We start from the raw sequence: 15,405 nt of genomic DNA, 5'->3' as shown, positions 1-15,405 counted from the left end.
TAGTAGATAATGCCAAAACGTACTGACATTAAAAGTGTTCTAATTCTAGGTGCTGGTCCGATTGTTATCGGTCAAGCATGTGAGTTTGATTACTCTGGTGCTCAAGCTTGTAAAGCACTTCGCGAAGAAGGTTACCGAGTTATTCTTGTAAACTCGAACCCAGCGACAATCATGACTGACCCAGACATGGCTGATGCGACTTACATCGAACCTATCCAATGGGAAGTGGTTCGTAACATCATCGCTAAAGAGAAGCCAGATGCAGTTCTACCGACAATGGGCGGCCAAACTGCACTTAACTGTGCGTTAGATTTAGAAAAATACGGCGTACTTGAAGAGTTCGGCGTAGAGATGATTGGTGCAACTGCTGACGCTATCGATAAAGCAGAAGACCGTTCACGCTTTGATAAAGCAATGAAAGCTATTGGCCTTGAGTGTCCAACGGCTGATACAGCGAAAACGATGGAAGAAGCTTACAAAGTTCAAGAAATGGTTGGTTTCCCTTGTATCATTCGTCCATCGTTTACGATGGGTGGTACAGGCGGTGGTATCGCTTATAACAAAGAAGAATTTGAAGAAATCTGTCGTCGTGGTTTGGATCTTTCTCCAACCAACGAACTTCTAATCGATGAGTCACTTATCGGTTGGAAAGAGTACGAGATGGAAGTGGTTCGCGACAAGAACGACAACTGTATCATCGTATGTGCGATTGAAAACTTTGACCCAATGGGTATTCACACTGGTGACTCGATCACCGTGGCTCCGGCTCAAACGCTAACAGACAAAGAATACCAACTAATGCGTAACGCTTCTCTAGCGGTACTGCGTGAGATTGGTGTTGAAACAGGTGGTTCAAACGTACAGTTTGGTATCAACCCGAAAGATGGCCGTATGGTTATCATCGAGATGAACCCACGTGTATCTCGTTCTTCTGCACTTGCTTCTAAAGCAACAGGTTTCCCAATCGCTAAGATTGCAGCGAAACTGGCTGTTGGCTTTACGCTAGACGAGCTAATGAATGACATCACTGGTGGCGCAACGCCAGCATCATTCGAACCAACAATCGACTACGTAGTTACTAAGATTCCTCGTTTTAACTTCGAGAAATTTGCAGGTGCTAACGACCGTCTAACGACGCAAATGAAGTCGGTTGGTGAAGTTATGGCTATCGGCCGTAACCAACAAGAATCTCTACAGAAAGCACTTCGCGGTCTAGAAGTTGGCGCAACTGGTTTTGACGAAATGGTCGACCTAGATGCACCTGACGCTCTAACGACGATTCGCCATGAGCTTAAAGAAGCTGGTTCTGACCGTATTTGGTACATCGCAGACGCTTTCCGTGCTGGTATGTCAGTTGATGGTGTATTTAACCTAACGCAAATTGACCGCTGGTTCCTAGTTCAAATCGAAGACATCGTAAAACTAGAGCAAGAACTTAAAGCGAAAGGCTTTGCTGGTCTGAATAAAGACGAGCTAATGAAGCTTAAGCGTAAAGGTTTTGCTGATGCTCGCCTGTCTAAGATTCTAGGTGTGGCAGAAAGTGAAATTCGTCGTCTACGTGACCAATACGATATTCACCCAGTCTACAAGCGTGTAGATACGTGTGCGGCTGAGTTCTCTTCTGATACGGCTTACATGTACTCATCTTACGATGACGAATGTGAATCGAACCCAACAGACAAAGAGAAAATCATGATCCTAGGCGGCGGTCCAAACCGTATCGGCCAAGGTATTGAATTCGATTACTGTTGTGTACATGCTTCTCTAGCATTACGTGAAGATGGCTACGAAACAATCATGGTTAACTGTAACCCTGAGACAGTTTCGACAGACTACGATACGTCTGACCGTCTGTACTTTGAACCAGTAACTCTGGAAGACGTACTAGCAATCGTTCGTGTTGAGAAGCCAAAAGGCGTTATCGTTCAGTACGGTGGTCAAACACCACTGAAACTGGCTCGTGAGCTTGAAGCTGCTGGCGTACCAATCATTGGTACTAGCCCAGACGCAATCGACCGTGCAGAAGACCGTGAGCGTTTCCAAGTTGCTGTTGACCGTCTTGGTCTTCTACAACCAGAAAACGCGACAGTAACAACAATGGAGCAAGCGGTAGATAAATCTCGCGAAATCGGCTTCCCTTTGGTTGTTCGTCCTTCTTATGTTCTTGGTGGTCGTGCGATGGAAATCGTCTACGATGAGCAAGACTTACGTCGCTACTTCAACGAAGCTGTAAGTGTTTCAAACGAATCTCCAGTACTACTTGATAGCTTCCTAGATGACGCTGTTGAAGTAGACGTTGATGCGATTTGTGACGGTGAGCGCGTTGTTATTGCGGGTATCATGGAGCACATCGAGCAAGCGGGTGTTCACTCAGGTGACTCAGCATGTTCTCTTCCTGCTTACACGTTAAGCCAAGAAATCCAAGACGTAATGCGTGAGCAAGTTGAAAAGCTAGCGTTCGAGTTGGGTGTTCGTGGTCTAATGAATACGCAGTTTGCTGTTAAGAACAACGAAGTGTACCTAATCGAGGTGAACCCTCGTGCAGCACGTACAGTACCGTTCGTATCGAAAGCAACAGGCGCAGCAGTTGCTAAGATTGCAGCTCGTGTGATGGCGGGTCAATCGCTAGAGTCTCAAGGCTTTACGAAAGAAATCATCCCACCTTACTACTCAGTGAAAGAAGTTGTTCTTCCGTTCAACAAATTCCCTGGTGTAGACCCACTATTAGGCCCAGAAATGCGCTCTACTGGTGAAGTTATGGGTGTTGGTGCAACGTTTGCTGAAGCATACTCTAAAGCTGAATTGGGTTGTGGTCACATCTACCCTGAAGGCGGTCGTGCATTGCTTTCTGTTCGCGAAGGCGACAAAGAGCGCGTTGTTGACCTAGCATCTAAGCTATCTAAGCTTGGTTACCAGCTAGACGCAACACACGGTACTGCAGTTATCCTTGGCGAAGCGGGTATTAACCCACGTCTAGTAAACAAGGTACACGAAGGTCGTCCTCACATTCTTGACCGTATCAAGAACAATGAGTACACCTACATCGTGAACACTGCAGCTGGCCGTCAAGCGATTGAAGATTCTAAAGTTCTTCGTCGTGGCGCGTTGGCTGAGAAAGTGAACTACACGACTACGCTAAACGCTGCATTCGCGACTTGTATGGCGCACACTGCAGACGCGAAAACGTCAGTAACTTCAGTTCAAGAGCTACACGCACAAGTTAAAGCTTCTCTAGCTTAATAGACTAACGCGTATCGCTGCTAAGCGGATATAAATGCTCAAAGCCCACTCTTCGGAGTGGGCTTTTTTATGTCTGTTATCTGGTGATGGCTAAATGATGAATATTTGGAATAGGTTACAATCTTGTGTTTCGTTATTGCTCATCTGCCGTGAGTGGTAACTTGTCGCTATACGAGAATTTAAGGCGTTGGGTATATGGAAATCACTCTAGAAATATTGGCTATCTTGTTTGTAGTTGCAACGGCGGCAGGCTTTATTGATGCAATGGCTGGCGGCGGTGGGTTATTGACTCTACCTGCATTGCTAGCGGCTGGAGTGCCACCCACGCAGGCACTGGCAACCAATAAACTTCAAAGCTCATTTGGTAGTTTTTCTGCCAGTTGGTATTTCGTGCGTAACGGTATCGTCAGTATTAAAGAGATGCGCCTCGCGATCTTTTGTACCTTTATTGGTTCTGCCATTGGCGCCGAGTTGGTCCAGCACATTGATGCGAGCCTACTGACTAGCGTGATACCGTTGCTGCTTATTGCTATCTCTCTCTATTTCCTGTTAGCACCACAAACCAGAGCGTCTGAAGGAAAACAGAAGATCTCTGAGGCGACGTTTGCTTTGTGTATTGGTGGCGGTGTTGGCTTCTACGATGGCTTTTTTGGCCCAGGAACAGGTTCAATTTTCACTGTATGTTTTGTTGCGATTGGTCACTTCTCGTTAGTCGACGCTACGGCGCGCACCAAGGTATTGAACTTTACCTCGAATATCGCTGCACTGATTTTCTTTATTTTGGCCGGCTTGCCAATTTGGGAATTAGGATTAGTGATGGCAGTTGGTGGCTTTATGGGTGCTCAACTTGGCGCTAAAGTCGTGGTGACAAAAGGGCAGAAATGGATTCGCCCTCTTGTGATCGTGATGTCGATGTTAATGGCGTCTAAACTGCTTTGGGAACAGCATCAACAATGGATTCTATCAGTATTTTAACTCGCGGAGATTGATAGCTGTTCGGCCTTACACAGATATGAATAGGTCGAATTAATCCCTCTAACTCTGGAAAGCTAAACAGGTATTGAGGCTCAATATTGAGTGTCTTTACGATAGAGAGCGGGATCAAAGCCGGGCCCGTTCCTCCCAACGCTAGCTGGGCTGCTGCGGTGTAGGCATCCATCTCCATCAAGGGTTTGATGCCGAACTTTTCAAGCACAGATAACTGATACGAGTTTGCCGGATTCGTCATGTCGTTGGTAATGACTAACGGGGGAAGCTCACTAAGTGGCGCCTTACTCACAATGTAAAACGGCTCATCAAACAGGTGGAATGTCATCAACCCATGATGCGGCGGCAGTAAACCAGCACACAACCCTAAGGTCGCCTTACCAGACTGCACTCGCTCGATAATTCTTGGTGTATGGTTAGTGGTGATGGTGATGTATTTATCTTGCTGGATAAATTTCCCCATCATTTCACCTAGATAACCTGCGATCAGCGACTTAGAGCTATCTAAAGTAATGAGAGTGGTATCTTCCAACTCTTGCTGTTCATAAATAAGCCCTCTAAGTTCATTGAATGCGGGGCCAATACTCTCGATGAGCGCGATCGCATCCGGCGTCAGTTTTATCTGTCGGCCACTCGGTTCTATGAGTTTCTTACCTAACTTCTTTTCTAAATTCGCAATCCGTTTGCTGACCGCTGATTGGCTGATATAAAGCAAACTGCCTGTGCGGCTCATGGTCTTTGCTTTACTCAATACCAGTAGAGTTTCGATTCCTTCGAGTAGCATTGGGTTATATTCATGAAAGTTGGGAATGATTGAACCAAGTTACCTTAAACGCCATTCATTCTCTAGATTTGAAACTAAAGGTTTGAACTCAGTTAGGTATTTTTAATTGGGAACGCAAAGTGTCACGAGAGCATTAGAATGGATTGCAGAGTGAGCTGGATTAAAAAAGACTCCTTTGCGGAGCCTCTTAGTCATCGTCCTATCTATTTGATAGCGAAAGTCGGTAGTGATAAGTGCCAGCGAATGGCGCCAAGTCTAATCAATAGTGTCGTGAGCACGCCGGCCAGAAATGCGGTTTCTGAGTCGTGCCCCATGCTGAGCGCCATGGTATGGAAAGTACCACCAATGATACAAGCGGTCGCGTAGACTTCACTTCTTAGAATCATTGGCACTTCGCGGGCAAGCACGTCACGGATAATACCGCCACCACAGCCTGTGATAACACCCATGATAATAGCAACCAATGCAGAGTCTTGATAAATCAATGCTTTTTCTACACCAATGCCAACAAACACTGCTAAGCCGATCGCATCACATACCGGCAATATCCACCAAGCCAGACGCTTTGGACGTCTTACTATAATCATGGTCAGCAAACAGGTAGTGATAATGACCCAAAGGTAGGTGGTATCGGTGATCCAAAACACGGGGGTTGCACCCAATGCCATGTCACGAATTGTACCGCCGCCAATCGCGGTTACACTGCCTAAAACAGCGACACCAAAGGGATCCATCTTAAGACGGCCAGCGACAAATACGCCTGAGACAGCAAAAATGGCAGTGCCAAATAAATCGATAATATAAAGCAGCATGGAGTCCATGATACTGGTGCTCTTATGGTTGAAATTGTAGGTACAGGTCGGTGGCAAATTGTACGAAAAAACGCAGCAAATAGTTAGTGATTTTGCCTAGCTCTATCGAAGAAATCGCATACTTGTTGGATCGCTTTCAAAGTTCTCGTCGTCGGGCGATTAATCCAGTCAGAGTTGAGTGACCAAATCTGATGTTGAGCGACTGCTGGGATCTCATCTTCCCAAGTTTGCCACATGGTTCCATTCTCAATCGCGTGCTGAGAAGTGAAGATCACTTGCGGCTTCCTTAATACAACTTGCTCAATGCCAACTTGCGGGTAAGGGGAAGCACTGTCTTCGAAAATATTGTGACCGCCACAAAACTCAAACACCTCACTTGGCCAGTGCCCTTGAGCAACAGTGATGATCGGCTTCTCACTGAGTTGGTAAAAGTAGTTTACTGGCTCGGCATCTTTGTATTTTAGTTTCAACGCGTTGAGCTGCTCTCTGTATTGTTGAGCGTTATTTTCGCCAATACTTGGATCGCTTGCGAATTGGCTAAGTTGCTCAATATTGGTCGCGATGTTATCTAGGCTCTTGGTTTTTGAGTAGTAAATATTAAAACCAAATTGCTCCAGTTTCGCGAGTTCTCTGGGCGGGTTTCCCGCTGGCCATGCGAGAATGAGATCAGGTTGCAGGGCGATGATCTTCTCAACCTTGATGCCTTGGTAATTCGCCACTTTCTCTAGCTTGTCAGCTTGTAGTGGATAATCACTTCGCTCACTCACCGCAATAAGCTTATCACCTAAACCAGCGCTGTATGCGAGTTCAGTGGCATGAGGAGCAAGGCTAACCACACGTTGAGCAGGTTGAACTTTTTCTGAAGTCAGTAGTGCTTCTTCTGCAAATGATAAAGGCAGCCATAAGCTGGAAGACAAAATAGTAAGGCTTGTAACAAGTGCTAATGGTTTCACTCTAAATCCCTTGGTGAACAAATAGTAAGATTAGGCTTTGTAAAAATATCCAGATAGCGATGCGACCAAACAGCAGTTTTTGAATTTGAGATAAGTGCAGCGCTGAAGGGGCGACTCTGCCGCCTAATTTTGCTCGAATAGCTTTGGTGTTGTCGTAAATCGCAGGGCCGCCCAGTGACAGCTCAAGCTTGTTGCCGACAGCAGTAATCAACCATGCAGGTCCGGGCAATGGCCAAGAGCGACTCTGAACGAGCATCATCTTGAATGTGTGAGACGCTTTATCGCCACATACAATCATCAAGGCAAACAAGCGCATTGGTATAAATTCTAGGATAGCGACGATCTTGATAGCGGTTGAGCCAAATGGAGAAAATCGCTTACGACTTGGTGACCACGCTCGGGCTAATTCGACAATCAGGCGATACATTAAAGCGGCGATTCCACCACCAATGGCGTACCAGAATAAAACACAAACCACATTACGAGCGTAACCCATGATGATAGTTTCAGCAGCGGCTTTGCCAAGCCCAAGTGATGACAGTGATTCAGTTTGACGGTTAACAATCGGAGCCAGTAACTGGCGAGCTTCGGCTTTATCTTCTCGGCCAAGAGCTTTGATCAGTTGATTTGCCAACTTTTCATTGTTACGCCAATCAATGGCGAGTAACAACAGGGCTAATTCAAACAGTTGCGATTGCCAAACCAGTGGTTGCAGTGCCAATAGGATAACCAGAGCCGGCAAGACCATTAACCCCCAAGCTAAAGTGCCTGAGATTAAGCTTTGGGAATAATTTTGATTGTTATTAACCTTGGTTGCTAAAAGTTCAGCAAACTTATGCCATAAGGTCGTGGGGTGTGCGGCATGGGGGATAGGTAAAATTAAATGAAAAAGCAGTGCTCCCCACATTACAAGGAGCACGCCATTCGCAAATACCTGATCAAACAGTGTTTGCATGTCTAGTCGCTTACTTTAGTAGGGCAACCATTTTGATAACCATTTCAGAAGAGCTTTGTGCCGCTAGTGGCAGGAACTCTTCGAAGCTCATTGGTGATTCTTTGTCTGCAACGTCAGAGATTGCACGAACAACCACAAATGGTACTTGGAATTGGTGACAAGCTTGAGCGATAGCCGATGCTTCCATCTCTACAGCAACTACTGATGGGAAGTGCTTGCGGATGAACGCTTGGCGTTCTGCTGTGCAAACAAATGCGTCGCCAGTACAGATAAGACCGCGAACGGCGTGTTTATCTTCCATTTGTGCTAGTGCTTGTTCTGCAACAGCCATCAGTTTGTCGTCAGCTTTGAATGCTGCAGGTTGACCTGCCATTTGGCCGATTTCGTAACCGAAAGCCGTAACGTCAGCATCGTGGTGACGAACTTCTGTAGAGATAACCACATCGCCAAGGTTTAGCGTTGAATCAAAACCGCCAGCAGAGCCAGTGTTTAATACTACATCTGGTTGGTATTCGCTTAGTAGGATTGAAGTACCAACAGCCGCTGCTACTTTACCAATGCCTGATTGAAGCAAAACAACGTCAACACCATCTATCTGACCAGAGAAAAAGGTACAACCGCCTTTATTAACTTCAGTAATGTCTGAAATTGCTGCTTTTAGGATCGCAACTTCTTGCTCCATTGCGCCAATGATGCCGATTTTCATGTGTAGTCTCTTAATAAATAATATTTAAACAGTAGAGCGAAATTGTAGCATGGATAAGAAGTGTCGAGCGACTGCCCAGAAGCACTTCTCATCCGAATACAGACGATTTATCTGTGTATTCTTTTATCTATTTGATTAAGCCTTCGCTTTTCAAGCTAGCTCGAAGTTGTTCAGCACGTTTTCGGTTGACGCCAAAATCAGAATGGCCAGTGCGAGACTCTGAACGCACGATCAGTTTGCCATCAGTGATCTTAAGCTCTAAGTCATCGACAAAGCGCATGATGCGAGAAGTACATTCAACGCGAAGGTAGCCTTCGGTTTTGTTGGCTGTTTTCGCTCCTGGTAAGGTCAGCGCAACTTGCTCAATCGCATCTAAGTTAGCTGAATCTGATAACTCAAACGCGGCCAATGCATGCTGTTCACGGTCATCTTGAGTTGATACGCAGTTTGGTTTATCTCCACAAGGTGATGACGTTCTGTCTTTCATGTTTGTGATTCCTTGGCTGCAAGCGGTTAAAGTCAAAAGAGATAGAGAGAGGAGGGCGGCTTTTTTCATAGTGTTTCCTATGGCGTTGTTTTAGTTTTAATTCTAGTTATCGGGATTGGCTTGTTTGCGAATGTTTTACGTATTTTCGTTATGCTTGTGATAAACGTATCCAATTCAAAAAAGGATCCATCATTGGATCCTTTTTTTATAGTAACGAACTGAGTAATAAAGGAAACCCAATCACACTTCTAGGTAATCCAAGATCCCTTCTGCGGCTTTACGGCCTTCATCGATAGCGGTTACCACTAAGTCAGATCCTCGAACAGCATCGCCACCAGCGAATATCTTGCTGTTGGTGGTTTGGTATTGAAACTCTTGTTTGCCGGGAGCTTTGATGCGGCCCCATTGGTCGAGTTCAACACCAAATGGTTCTAGCCATTCCATTGCATGAGGTTGGAAACCAAATGCCATGATCACGGCATCAGCTTCAAGAACATGCTCACTGCCTTCAACCGGTTCAGGACGACGGCGGCCTGCCTCATCTGGTTCACCCAAGGCTGTTTTCACCACTTTAACGCCAGTCACATGACCGGATGAATCGGTTTCCAGTGCTAATGGTTGAAGGTTGAACATGAACTTCACGCCTTCCTCTTTCGCATTTTTCACCTCTCGGCGAGAGCCCGGCATGTTCGCTTCATCTCGGCGATAAGCACAAACAACATTAGCAGCGTGTTGACGAATTGACGTTCGGACACAGTCCATTGCAGTATCACCACCACCAAGCACGACTACTTTCTTGCCTTTCATGTCGATGAATGGCGTTGGGTTATCCAGTTCCATGACCTTGTAGGTATTGGAAACAAGGAAGGGTAGGGCATCATAAACGCCCGGTGCTTCTTCGTTGTCTAACCCAGCACGCATATTTTTATAGGTGCCGACACCTAAGAAAACGGCATCATAATCATCGACCAATTGTTGCAGCTGAACGTCTTTACCGACTTCGGTATTCATTTTAAATTCGACACCCATACCACTAAAGATACGGCGACGGTTTTCCATGATGCCCTTCTCAAGCTTGAACGATGGGATACCAAATGTCAGTAGGCCTCCTATCTCTGGGTAGCGGTCAAATACCACGGCCTTCACACCGTTTCGAACTAAGATATCTGCTGCTGCAAGGCCCGCTGGACCTGCGCCGATGATAGCGACCTTTTTGTCGGTCCATTCAACGTGAGACATGTCTGGCTTCCAGCCCATCTCAAACGCTTTGTCGTTAATGTACTTTTCAATATTGCCTATTGTTACTGCGCCGAAATCATCATTGAGAGTACAAGAGCCCTCGCACAGACGGTCTTGAGGGCAAACTCGGCCACAAACCTCAGGTAAGCTGTTGGTTTGGTGAGACAATTCAGCGGCTTCGATAATGCGTCCTTCATTGGCAAGCTTGAGCCACTGAGGGATGTAATTATGAACAGGACATTTCCATTCACAGTAAGGGTTACCACAGTCTAAACAGCGGTCAGCTTGCGCCTTGGCTTGTTGCTTAGTGAAAGGTTCGTAGATCTCTACGAACTCAATCTTACGTATCTTGATTGGCTTCTTCGCTGGGTCTACGCGATTCACATCAATAAATTGGTATACATTCTGGCTCATGATTGGCTCCTTCCAATTATTGCGCTTGAACACGAAGTTCAGCAGAGCTGCGGCTTTGGTGACCGAGCAAGGTGTTGAGGTCCGCCGTCTTCGGCTTCACTAGGTAGAACTTTGGAATCCATTCATCAAAGTTCGCCAGAATAGCTTCAGCGTGTACTGAGCCAGTCTCTTCTAAGTGCTCCGCAATCAAGCCGCGCAGATGTTCTTGGTGGATAAAGAGGTCAGACAGAGAAAGTGCTTCGACCGATTCGTTGTTCACTCGGCCTTGGAAGTCGTCATTCTTGTCCATCACATAAGCAAAACCACCCGTCATACCGGCACCGAAGTTCACTCCGGTTGCGCCAAGAATGGCAACAATACCGCCAGTCATGTATTCACAAGCGTTGTCACCCGCACCTTCAATCACGGCAACGGTACCTGAGTTACGTACGCCAAATCGCTCGCCCGCAGTACCCGCAGCGAATAACTTGCCTCCGGTCGCACCATACAAGCAGGTATTGCCGATAATGGTCGCTTCGTTACAAGTAAAGGCTGTGCCTTGGTGAGGTTTGATCACTACTTTGCCGCCCGCCATGCCTTTGCCGACATAGTCATTGGCATCACCCGTCAGATACAACTCGACGCCGCCAGCGTTCCAAACCGCAAAGGATTGGCCTGCTGTACCATCGAGATACAACTTAATTGGTGAGCCCGCCATACCTTGGTTACCGTAACGTTTGGCAATTTCACCAGAGATACGAGCGCCAATCGAGCGATCGGTGTTGATCACGTTGTAGTAAAGGCTGGTGGATTGACGTTTCTCAATCGCATCAATTGCGTCATCAAGGATCTGTTGGTTGAGTTGAGCCTTATCAAACGGTGCGTTTGGCTCTGTCCAAAACAGTGGGTGACCTTCCGCAGATACCGGAGCTTCCAATATCGAAGAGAGATCGAGCTTGCTCTGTTTCGCAGTGAGGCCTTGAACGGCTTCAAGCAAATCAGTACGGCCAATCAGGTCAGTGAGTTTTTCTACGCCAAGTTCTGCAAGGTATTGGCGCACTTCATCGGCTAGGCCGGTAAAGTAGTTCACCACCATGTCTGGTAGGCCTTTGAAGTATTCACGACGTAGGGTTTCATCTTGAGTCGCAACACCTGTCGCACAGTTATTTAGGTGGCAAATTCTTAAGAACTTACAACCCATCGCCACCATAGGTGCGGTACCAAAACCAAAGCTCTCTGCACCTAAAATCGCGCCCTTGATAACATCGAGGCCAGTTTTTAAACCACCATCGACTTGTAGGCGGATCTTATGACGAAGCCCATTGGCAACAAGTGCTTGTTGAGTTTCGGCTAAGCCAAGCTCCCAAGGACAACCTGCGTATTTCACCGAGGTCAGTGGGCTTGCAGCAGTACCTCCGTCGTAACCGGAGATGGTAATCAAGTCGGCATAGGCTTTCGCGACACCTGTGGCAATGGTGCCTACACCCGGTTCAGATACTAACTTCACTGAAACCAAGGCTTTAGGGTTAACTTGCTTAAGGTCGAAAATCAGTTGCGCCAGATCCTCGATCGAATAGATATCGTGATGCGGAGGAGGGGAGATCAGAGTTACGCCTTGAACTGAGTATCTCAGCTTAGCGATTTCTGCCGTGACCTTATGACCCGGTAGTTGACCGCCTTCCCCTGGCTTCGCACCTTGTGCGACTTTGATTTGTAGAACATCCGCATTGGTTAAGTAATGTGGCGTCACACCAAAACGACCAGAAGCTATCTGTTTGATGCGCGAGTTACGATCAGTACCGAAGCGTCGTGGATCTTCACCACCTTCACCAGAGTTGGAATAACCACCTAAGCGGTTCATCGCCATGGCCAGTGCTTCGTGAGCTTCGGGGCTCAAGGCACCAATCGACATCGCTGCCGAGTCGAAGCGCTTAAAGAGATCGCTACTCGGCTCGACTTGTTCTAGTGGCAGAGGTTGTTCGGCTTTTTTGAGACTCATTAAGTCGCGCAGCATAGCAGCAGGGCGAGCATTAACTTGCTTCGCAAAAGATTGGTAGTCGGATGTTTCACCTGTCTTTACGGCGGTTTGCAAGGTACTGACTACGTCTGGGTTGTAGGCGTGGTATTCGCCGCCATGTACGTATTTGAGTAAGCCACCATGTTCCAGTGGTTTACGTTTTGTCCATGCTTTACGAGATAGGTTATAGATATCTTGCTGGAAGTCGCTAAAGCTAGCGCCTTGGATACGAGTCGTTACACCACGGAAACACAGATCAACAACATCGGTATGTAAACCGACTGCCTCAAATAACTGCGAGCAGCGATACGAAGCAATTGTCGAGATACCCATCTTCGACATGATCTTATACAGACCTTTGTTGATGCCGTTTTGGTAATTTTGCAATGCAGTGCGATAGTCTTTATCTAATGAACCATCGTCCAACATTTTGCCCAGAGCTTCATAAGCGAGATACGGGTAAACCGCGGTGGCACCGAAGCCAAGCAGTACTGCAAATTGGTGTGGGTCGCGTGCGGTTGCTGTTTCAACGACTATGTTGGCATCACAACGCAGGTTGGTGTCTGCAAGTCGAGTTTGCACCGCACCGACCGCCATGGCTGCTGGAACTGGGAGCTTACCTTTCTCTAAACCTTTGTCAGAAAGCACAACTAAAACAGCGCCGTCACGTACATCTTGAACCGCACGATCACACAAGTCGTTGATGGCTTGTTCGAGATCTTTTTCTGCTGAGTCATAGTGCATGCTAAGAATCGTATGGCCATAATGCTTTTGATTTAATTGCAGAAGTTGCTGCATATCGGAATAAAGCAGAACGGGCGAATCAAACGTCACACGGTAAGCATGCCCATCGGTTTCACAGAACACATTCATCTCTTGGCCGATGCTGGTTGCCAGAGACATCACGTGTTTTTCACGCAAAGGGTCAATCGGTGGATTGGTTACTTGAGCAAACTTCTGACGGAAATAGTCGGTAATGAGGCGCTCTTTCGAAGACAGTACTGCCATTGGTGTATCGTCGCCCATCGAGCCGACCGCTTCTTGTCCCATGTCACCGAGTACACGCAGCACTTGGTCTGACTCTTCGTTGCTCATTGCAAACTGTTTTTGATAGGTCTTTAGGGTGTCATCATCAAAATTACGCTTACCGACTTGGTCATCTGCTAGTGCGGAAAACGGTGTTAATTTGTGAACGTTCTTATCCATCCATTCTTTATATGGGTGACGGCCTTTAAGATCATTGTCGATCTCGTTCGACTGCCATAGCTTACCGCGACGCGTATCAATAACGAGTAATTCACCCGGGCCAACGCGACCTTTCTCTGCCACTTCGTCTGGCGCATAATTCCAGATACCGACTTCAGATGCCAAGGTGATTAGGTTGTCTTTGGTGATCACATAGCGAGCAGGGCGTAAGCCGTTTCTGTCGAGGTTACATGCCGCATAACGGCCGTCAGACAGTACGATACCCGCAGGGCCATCCCACGGTTCCATGTGCTTGGAGTTGAAGTCGTAGAATGCACGCAGATCGGGATCCATGTCTGGGTGGTTTTGCCAAGCGGGCGGCACAAGCATACGCATCGCTCGGAACACATCCATACCCCCGGCAAGGAATAGGTCGAGCATGTTGTCTAAGCTTGAGGAGTCTGATCCTGTCTCATTCACAAAAGGTGCGGCCGTTTGTAAATCGGGCAGCAGCGGTGAAGAGAATTTATAGGCGCGAGCCTTAGCCCATTGACGGTTGCCTTCAATGGTATTGATCTCACCATTGTGTGCCAAATAGCGGAATGGTTGAGCCAGTGGCCAACGCGGCTGTGTGTTGGTTGAGAAACGCTGGTGGAACAGACATATAGCTGATTCCATACGTAAGTCAGCAAGATCGAGGTAAAATCGCGGAAGATCGGCGGGCATACACAAGCCTTTGTAGACCATGACTTGTGTCGAAAGGCTACAAATATAGAAATCTTTATCTTCGGAGATCTGCTTTTCAATTCGACGGCGAGCGATATAAAGGCGTCGTTCAATATCGCGTTCACGCCACCCCGCAGGTGCTGAGATAAACACTTGCTGAATATTAGGAACGGAATCTTTTGCGATTGGACCTAATACGTCGGTGTTGGTCGGCACGACACGCCAACCTGCAACGGTTAACGTTTCTTGAGCTAGTTCTTTATTGACGATGTCTTGCGCGGATTGTGCTTTGATTGGGTCTTGGCTGAAGAAAATCATGCCGACAGCGTATTGCTTGCCGAGCTTGAAGTTATTCTCTTCTGCAATAATTCTGAGATAAGAGTCTGGCTTCTGTAGCAATAAGCCACAGCCATCTCCTGTTTTACCATCCGCAGCAATACCACCACGGTGTGTCATGCGATCGAGGGCTGAAATAGCAGTTCGTACCAACTTATGACTCGGTTGGCCTTCCATTTGCGCTATTAAACCAAATCCACAGTTGTCTTTTTCAAGACTAGGATCATATAGAGCCATTGCAATTCTCCCTTTTGCTTCTCTGTCATCCAGACAGTAAATGACTAACTATTCATATGCTTATTATTTTTTATAAACTTGTTCTTATATAAATTTATAGTTTGTTCTTAGCTAGTTAAAACGTTATTGGTTGTGTTAACAAAACCGATTGGTTTTATTTTCACCAGCTTTACAACGTATAGCTAATTGTGTTTAAGGTCAAGTTCATGGTTAATTATCATGCGTAAACGCGATTAACCACGTAATAATCTAAAATAATAGAGTGATATCAAAGGGATATAAAAGGTGGTTGTTAATGGGATTTAACATGTGTACGAAAGGAATGTCGCAGGAACCGTAAGTCAGATA

Annotated in this window: 10 protein-coding genes; 2 read left to right on the top strand and 8 right to left on the bottom strand. The window is 46.7% G+C overall.

The window, feature by feature from the left end:
- The first annotated feature begins 9 nt into the window (after positions 1 to 9).
- Both carB and OCV44_RS12150 read left to right on the top strand, forming a co-directional pair.
- Complete coding sequence (carB, locus tag OCV44_RS12155; RefSeq protein ID WP_139683837.1) at positions 10 to 3,240, top strand: carbamoyl-phosphate synthase large subunit; 3,231 nt, start codon at positions 10 to 12, stop codon at positions 3,238 to 3,240.
- 195 nt (positions 3,241 to 3,435) lie between these two features.
- Positions 3,436 to 4,215 carry a TSUP family transporter gene (locus tag OCV44_RS12150; RefSeq protein WP_139683838.1) on the top strand — a complete coding sequence of 260 codons (780 nt, stop codon included), beginning with the start codon at positions 3,436 to 3,438 and terminating at the stop codon, positions 4,213 to 4,215.
- Here OCV44_RS12150 and OCV44_RS12145 read toward each other — a convergent pair.
- From OCV44_RS12145 to gltB, 8 genes are all read right to left on the bottom strand, one after another.
- Positions 4,166 to 5,011, bottom strand: a complete 846-nt coding sequence (locus OCV44_RS12145) for a LysR family transcriptional regulator (protein WP_139683839.1) — start codon at positions 5,009 to 5,011, stop codon at positions 4,166 to 4,168. The two genes, OCV44_RS12150 and OCV44_RS12145, sit on opposite strands and share 50 nt — an antisense overlap.
- Positions 5,012 to 5,214: 203 nt before the next feature.
- Entirely contained in the window at positions 5,215 to 5,832 is a 618-nt protein-coding gene (locus tag OCV44_RS12140) for a TRIC cation channel family protein (protein ID WP_139683840.1), read from the bottom strand.
- A gap of 74 nt (positions 5,833 to 5,906) precedes the next feature.
- Positions 5,907 to 6,776: a vitamin B12 ABC transporter substrate-binding protein BtuF gene (btuF, locus tag OCV44_RS12135; protein ID WP_139683841.1), complete on the bottom strand. Its 870-nt coding sequence runs from the start codon at positions 6,774 to 6,776 to the stop codon at positions 5,907 to 5,909.
- 1 nt (position 6,777) lies between these two features.
- Positions 6,778 to 7,731 carry a cobalamin biosynthesis family protein gene (locus OCV44_RS12130; RefSeq protein ID WP_139683842.1) on the bottom strand — a complete coding sequence of 318 codons (954 nt, stop codon included), beginning with the start codon at positions 7,729 to 7,731 and terminating at the stop codon, positions 6,778 to 6,780.
- Positions 7,732 to 7,741: 10 nt separating this feature from the next.
- A complete protein-coding gene (gene mtnN, locus OCV44_RS12125; protein WP_139683843.1) occupies positions 7,742 to 8,437 on the bottom strand; it encodes a 5'-methylthioadenosine/S-adenosylhomocysteine nucleosidase in 696 nt (231 codons plus the stop codon).
- A gap of 127 nt (positions 8,438 to 8,564) precedes the next feature.
- Positions 8,565 to 8,993, bottom strand: a complete 429-nt coding sequence (locus OCV44_RS12120; RefSeq protein ID WP_139683844.1) for a DUF1499 domain-containing protein — start codon at positions 8,991 to 8,993, stop codon at positions 8,565 to 8,567.
- A 171-nt stretch (positions 8,994 to 9,164) separates the two neighbouring features.
- Entirely contained in the window at positions 9,165 to 10,577 is a 1,413-nt protein-coding gene (locus OCV44_RS12115) for an FAD-dependent oxidoreductase (RefSeq protein WP_009848402.1), read from the bottom strand.
- Positions 10,578 to 10,593: 16 nt separating this feature from the next.
- Positions 10,594 to 15,057, bottom strand: a complete 4,464-nt coding sequence (gene gltB / locus OCV44_RS12110; RefSeq protein ID WP_139683845.1) for a glutamate synthase large subunit — start codon at positions 15,055 to 15,057, stop codon at positions 10,594 to 10,596.
- Positions 15,058 to 15,405 lie beyond the last annotated feature (348 nt).

Origin of the sequence: Vibrio tasmaniensis (genome assembly GCF_024347635.1) — a bacterium.
Lineage (GTDB): Bacteria > Pseudomonadota > Gammaproteobacteria > Enterobacterales > Vibrionaceae > Vibrio > Vibrio tasmaniensis.
Note: the sequence above shows the minus strand (reverse complement) of the source record. Positions and strands in the feature narration are given on the sequence as shown.

What these genes read in the sequence shown, in the direction of transcription:
- carB (WP_139683837.1), top strand. Translation starts at nt 10, where the DNA reads ATGCCAAAACGTACTGACATTAAAAGTGTTCTAATTCTAGGTGCTGGT.
- OCV44_RS12150 (WP_139683838.1), top strand. Translation starts at nt 3,436, where the DNA reads ATGGAAATCACTCTAGAAATATTGGCTATCTTGTTTGTAGTTGCAACG.
- OCV44_RS12145 (WP_139683839.1), bottom strand. Translation starts at nt 5,011, where the DNA reads ATGCTACTCGAAGGAATCGAAACTCTACTGGTATTGAGTAAAGCAAAG.
- OCV44_RS12140 (WP_139683840.1), bottom strand. Translation starts at nt 5,832, where the DNA reads ATGGACTCCATGCTGCTTTATATTATCGATTTATTTGGCACTGCCATT.
- OCV44_RS12130 (WP_139683842.1), bottom strand. Translation starts at nt 7,731, where the DNA reads ATGCAAACACTGTTTGATCAGGTATTTGCGAATGGCGTGCTCCTTGTA.
- mtnN (WP_139683843.1), bottom strand. Translation starts at nt 8,437, where the DNA reads ATGAAAATCGGCATCATTGGCGCAATGGAGCAAGAAGTTGCGATCCTA.
- OCV44_RS12120 (WP_139683844.1), bottom strand. Translation starts at nt 8,993, where the DNA reads ATGAAAAAAGCCGCCCTCCTCTCTCTATCTCTTTTGACTTTAACCGCT.
- OCV44_RS12115 (WP_009848402.1), bottom strand. Translation starts at nt 10,577, where the DNA reads ATGAGCCAGAATGTATACCAATTTATTGATGTGAATCGCGTAGACCCA.
- gltB (WP_139683845.1), bottom strand. Translation starts at nt 15,057, where the DNA reads ATGGCTCTATATGATCCTAGTCTTGAAAAAGACAACTGTGGATTTGGT.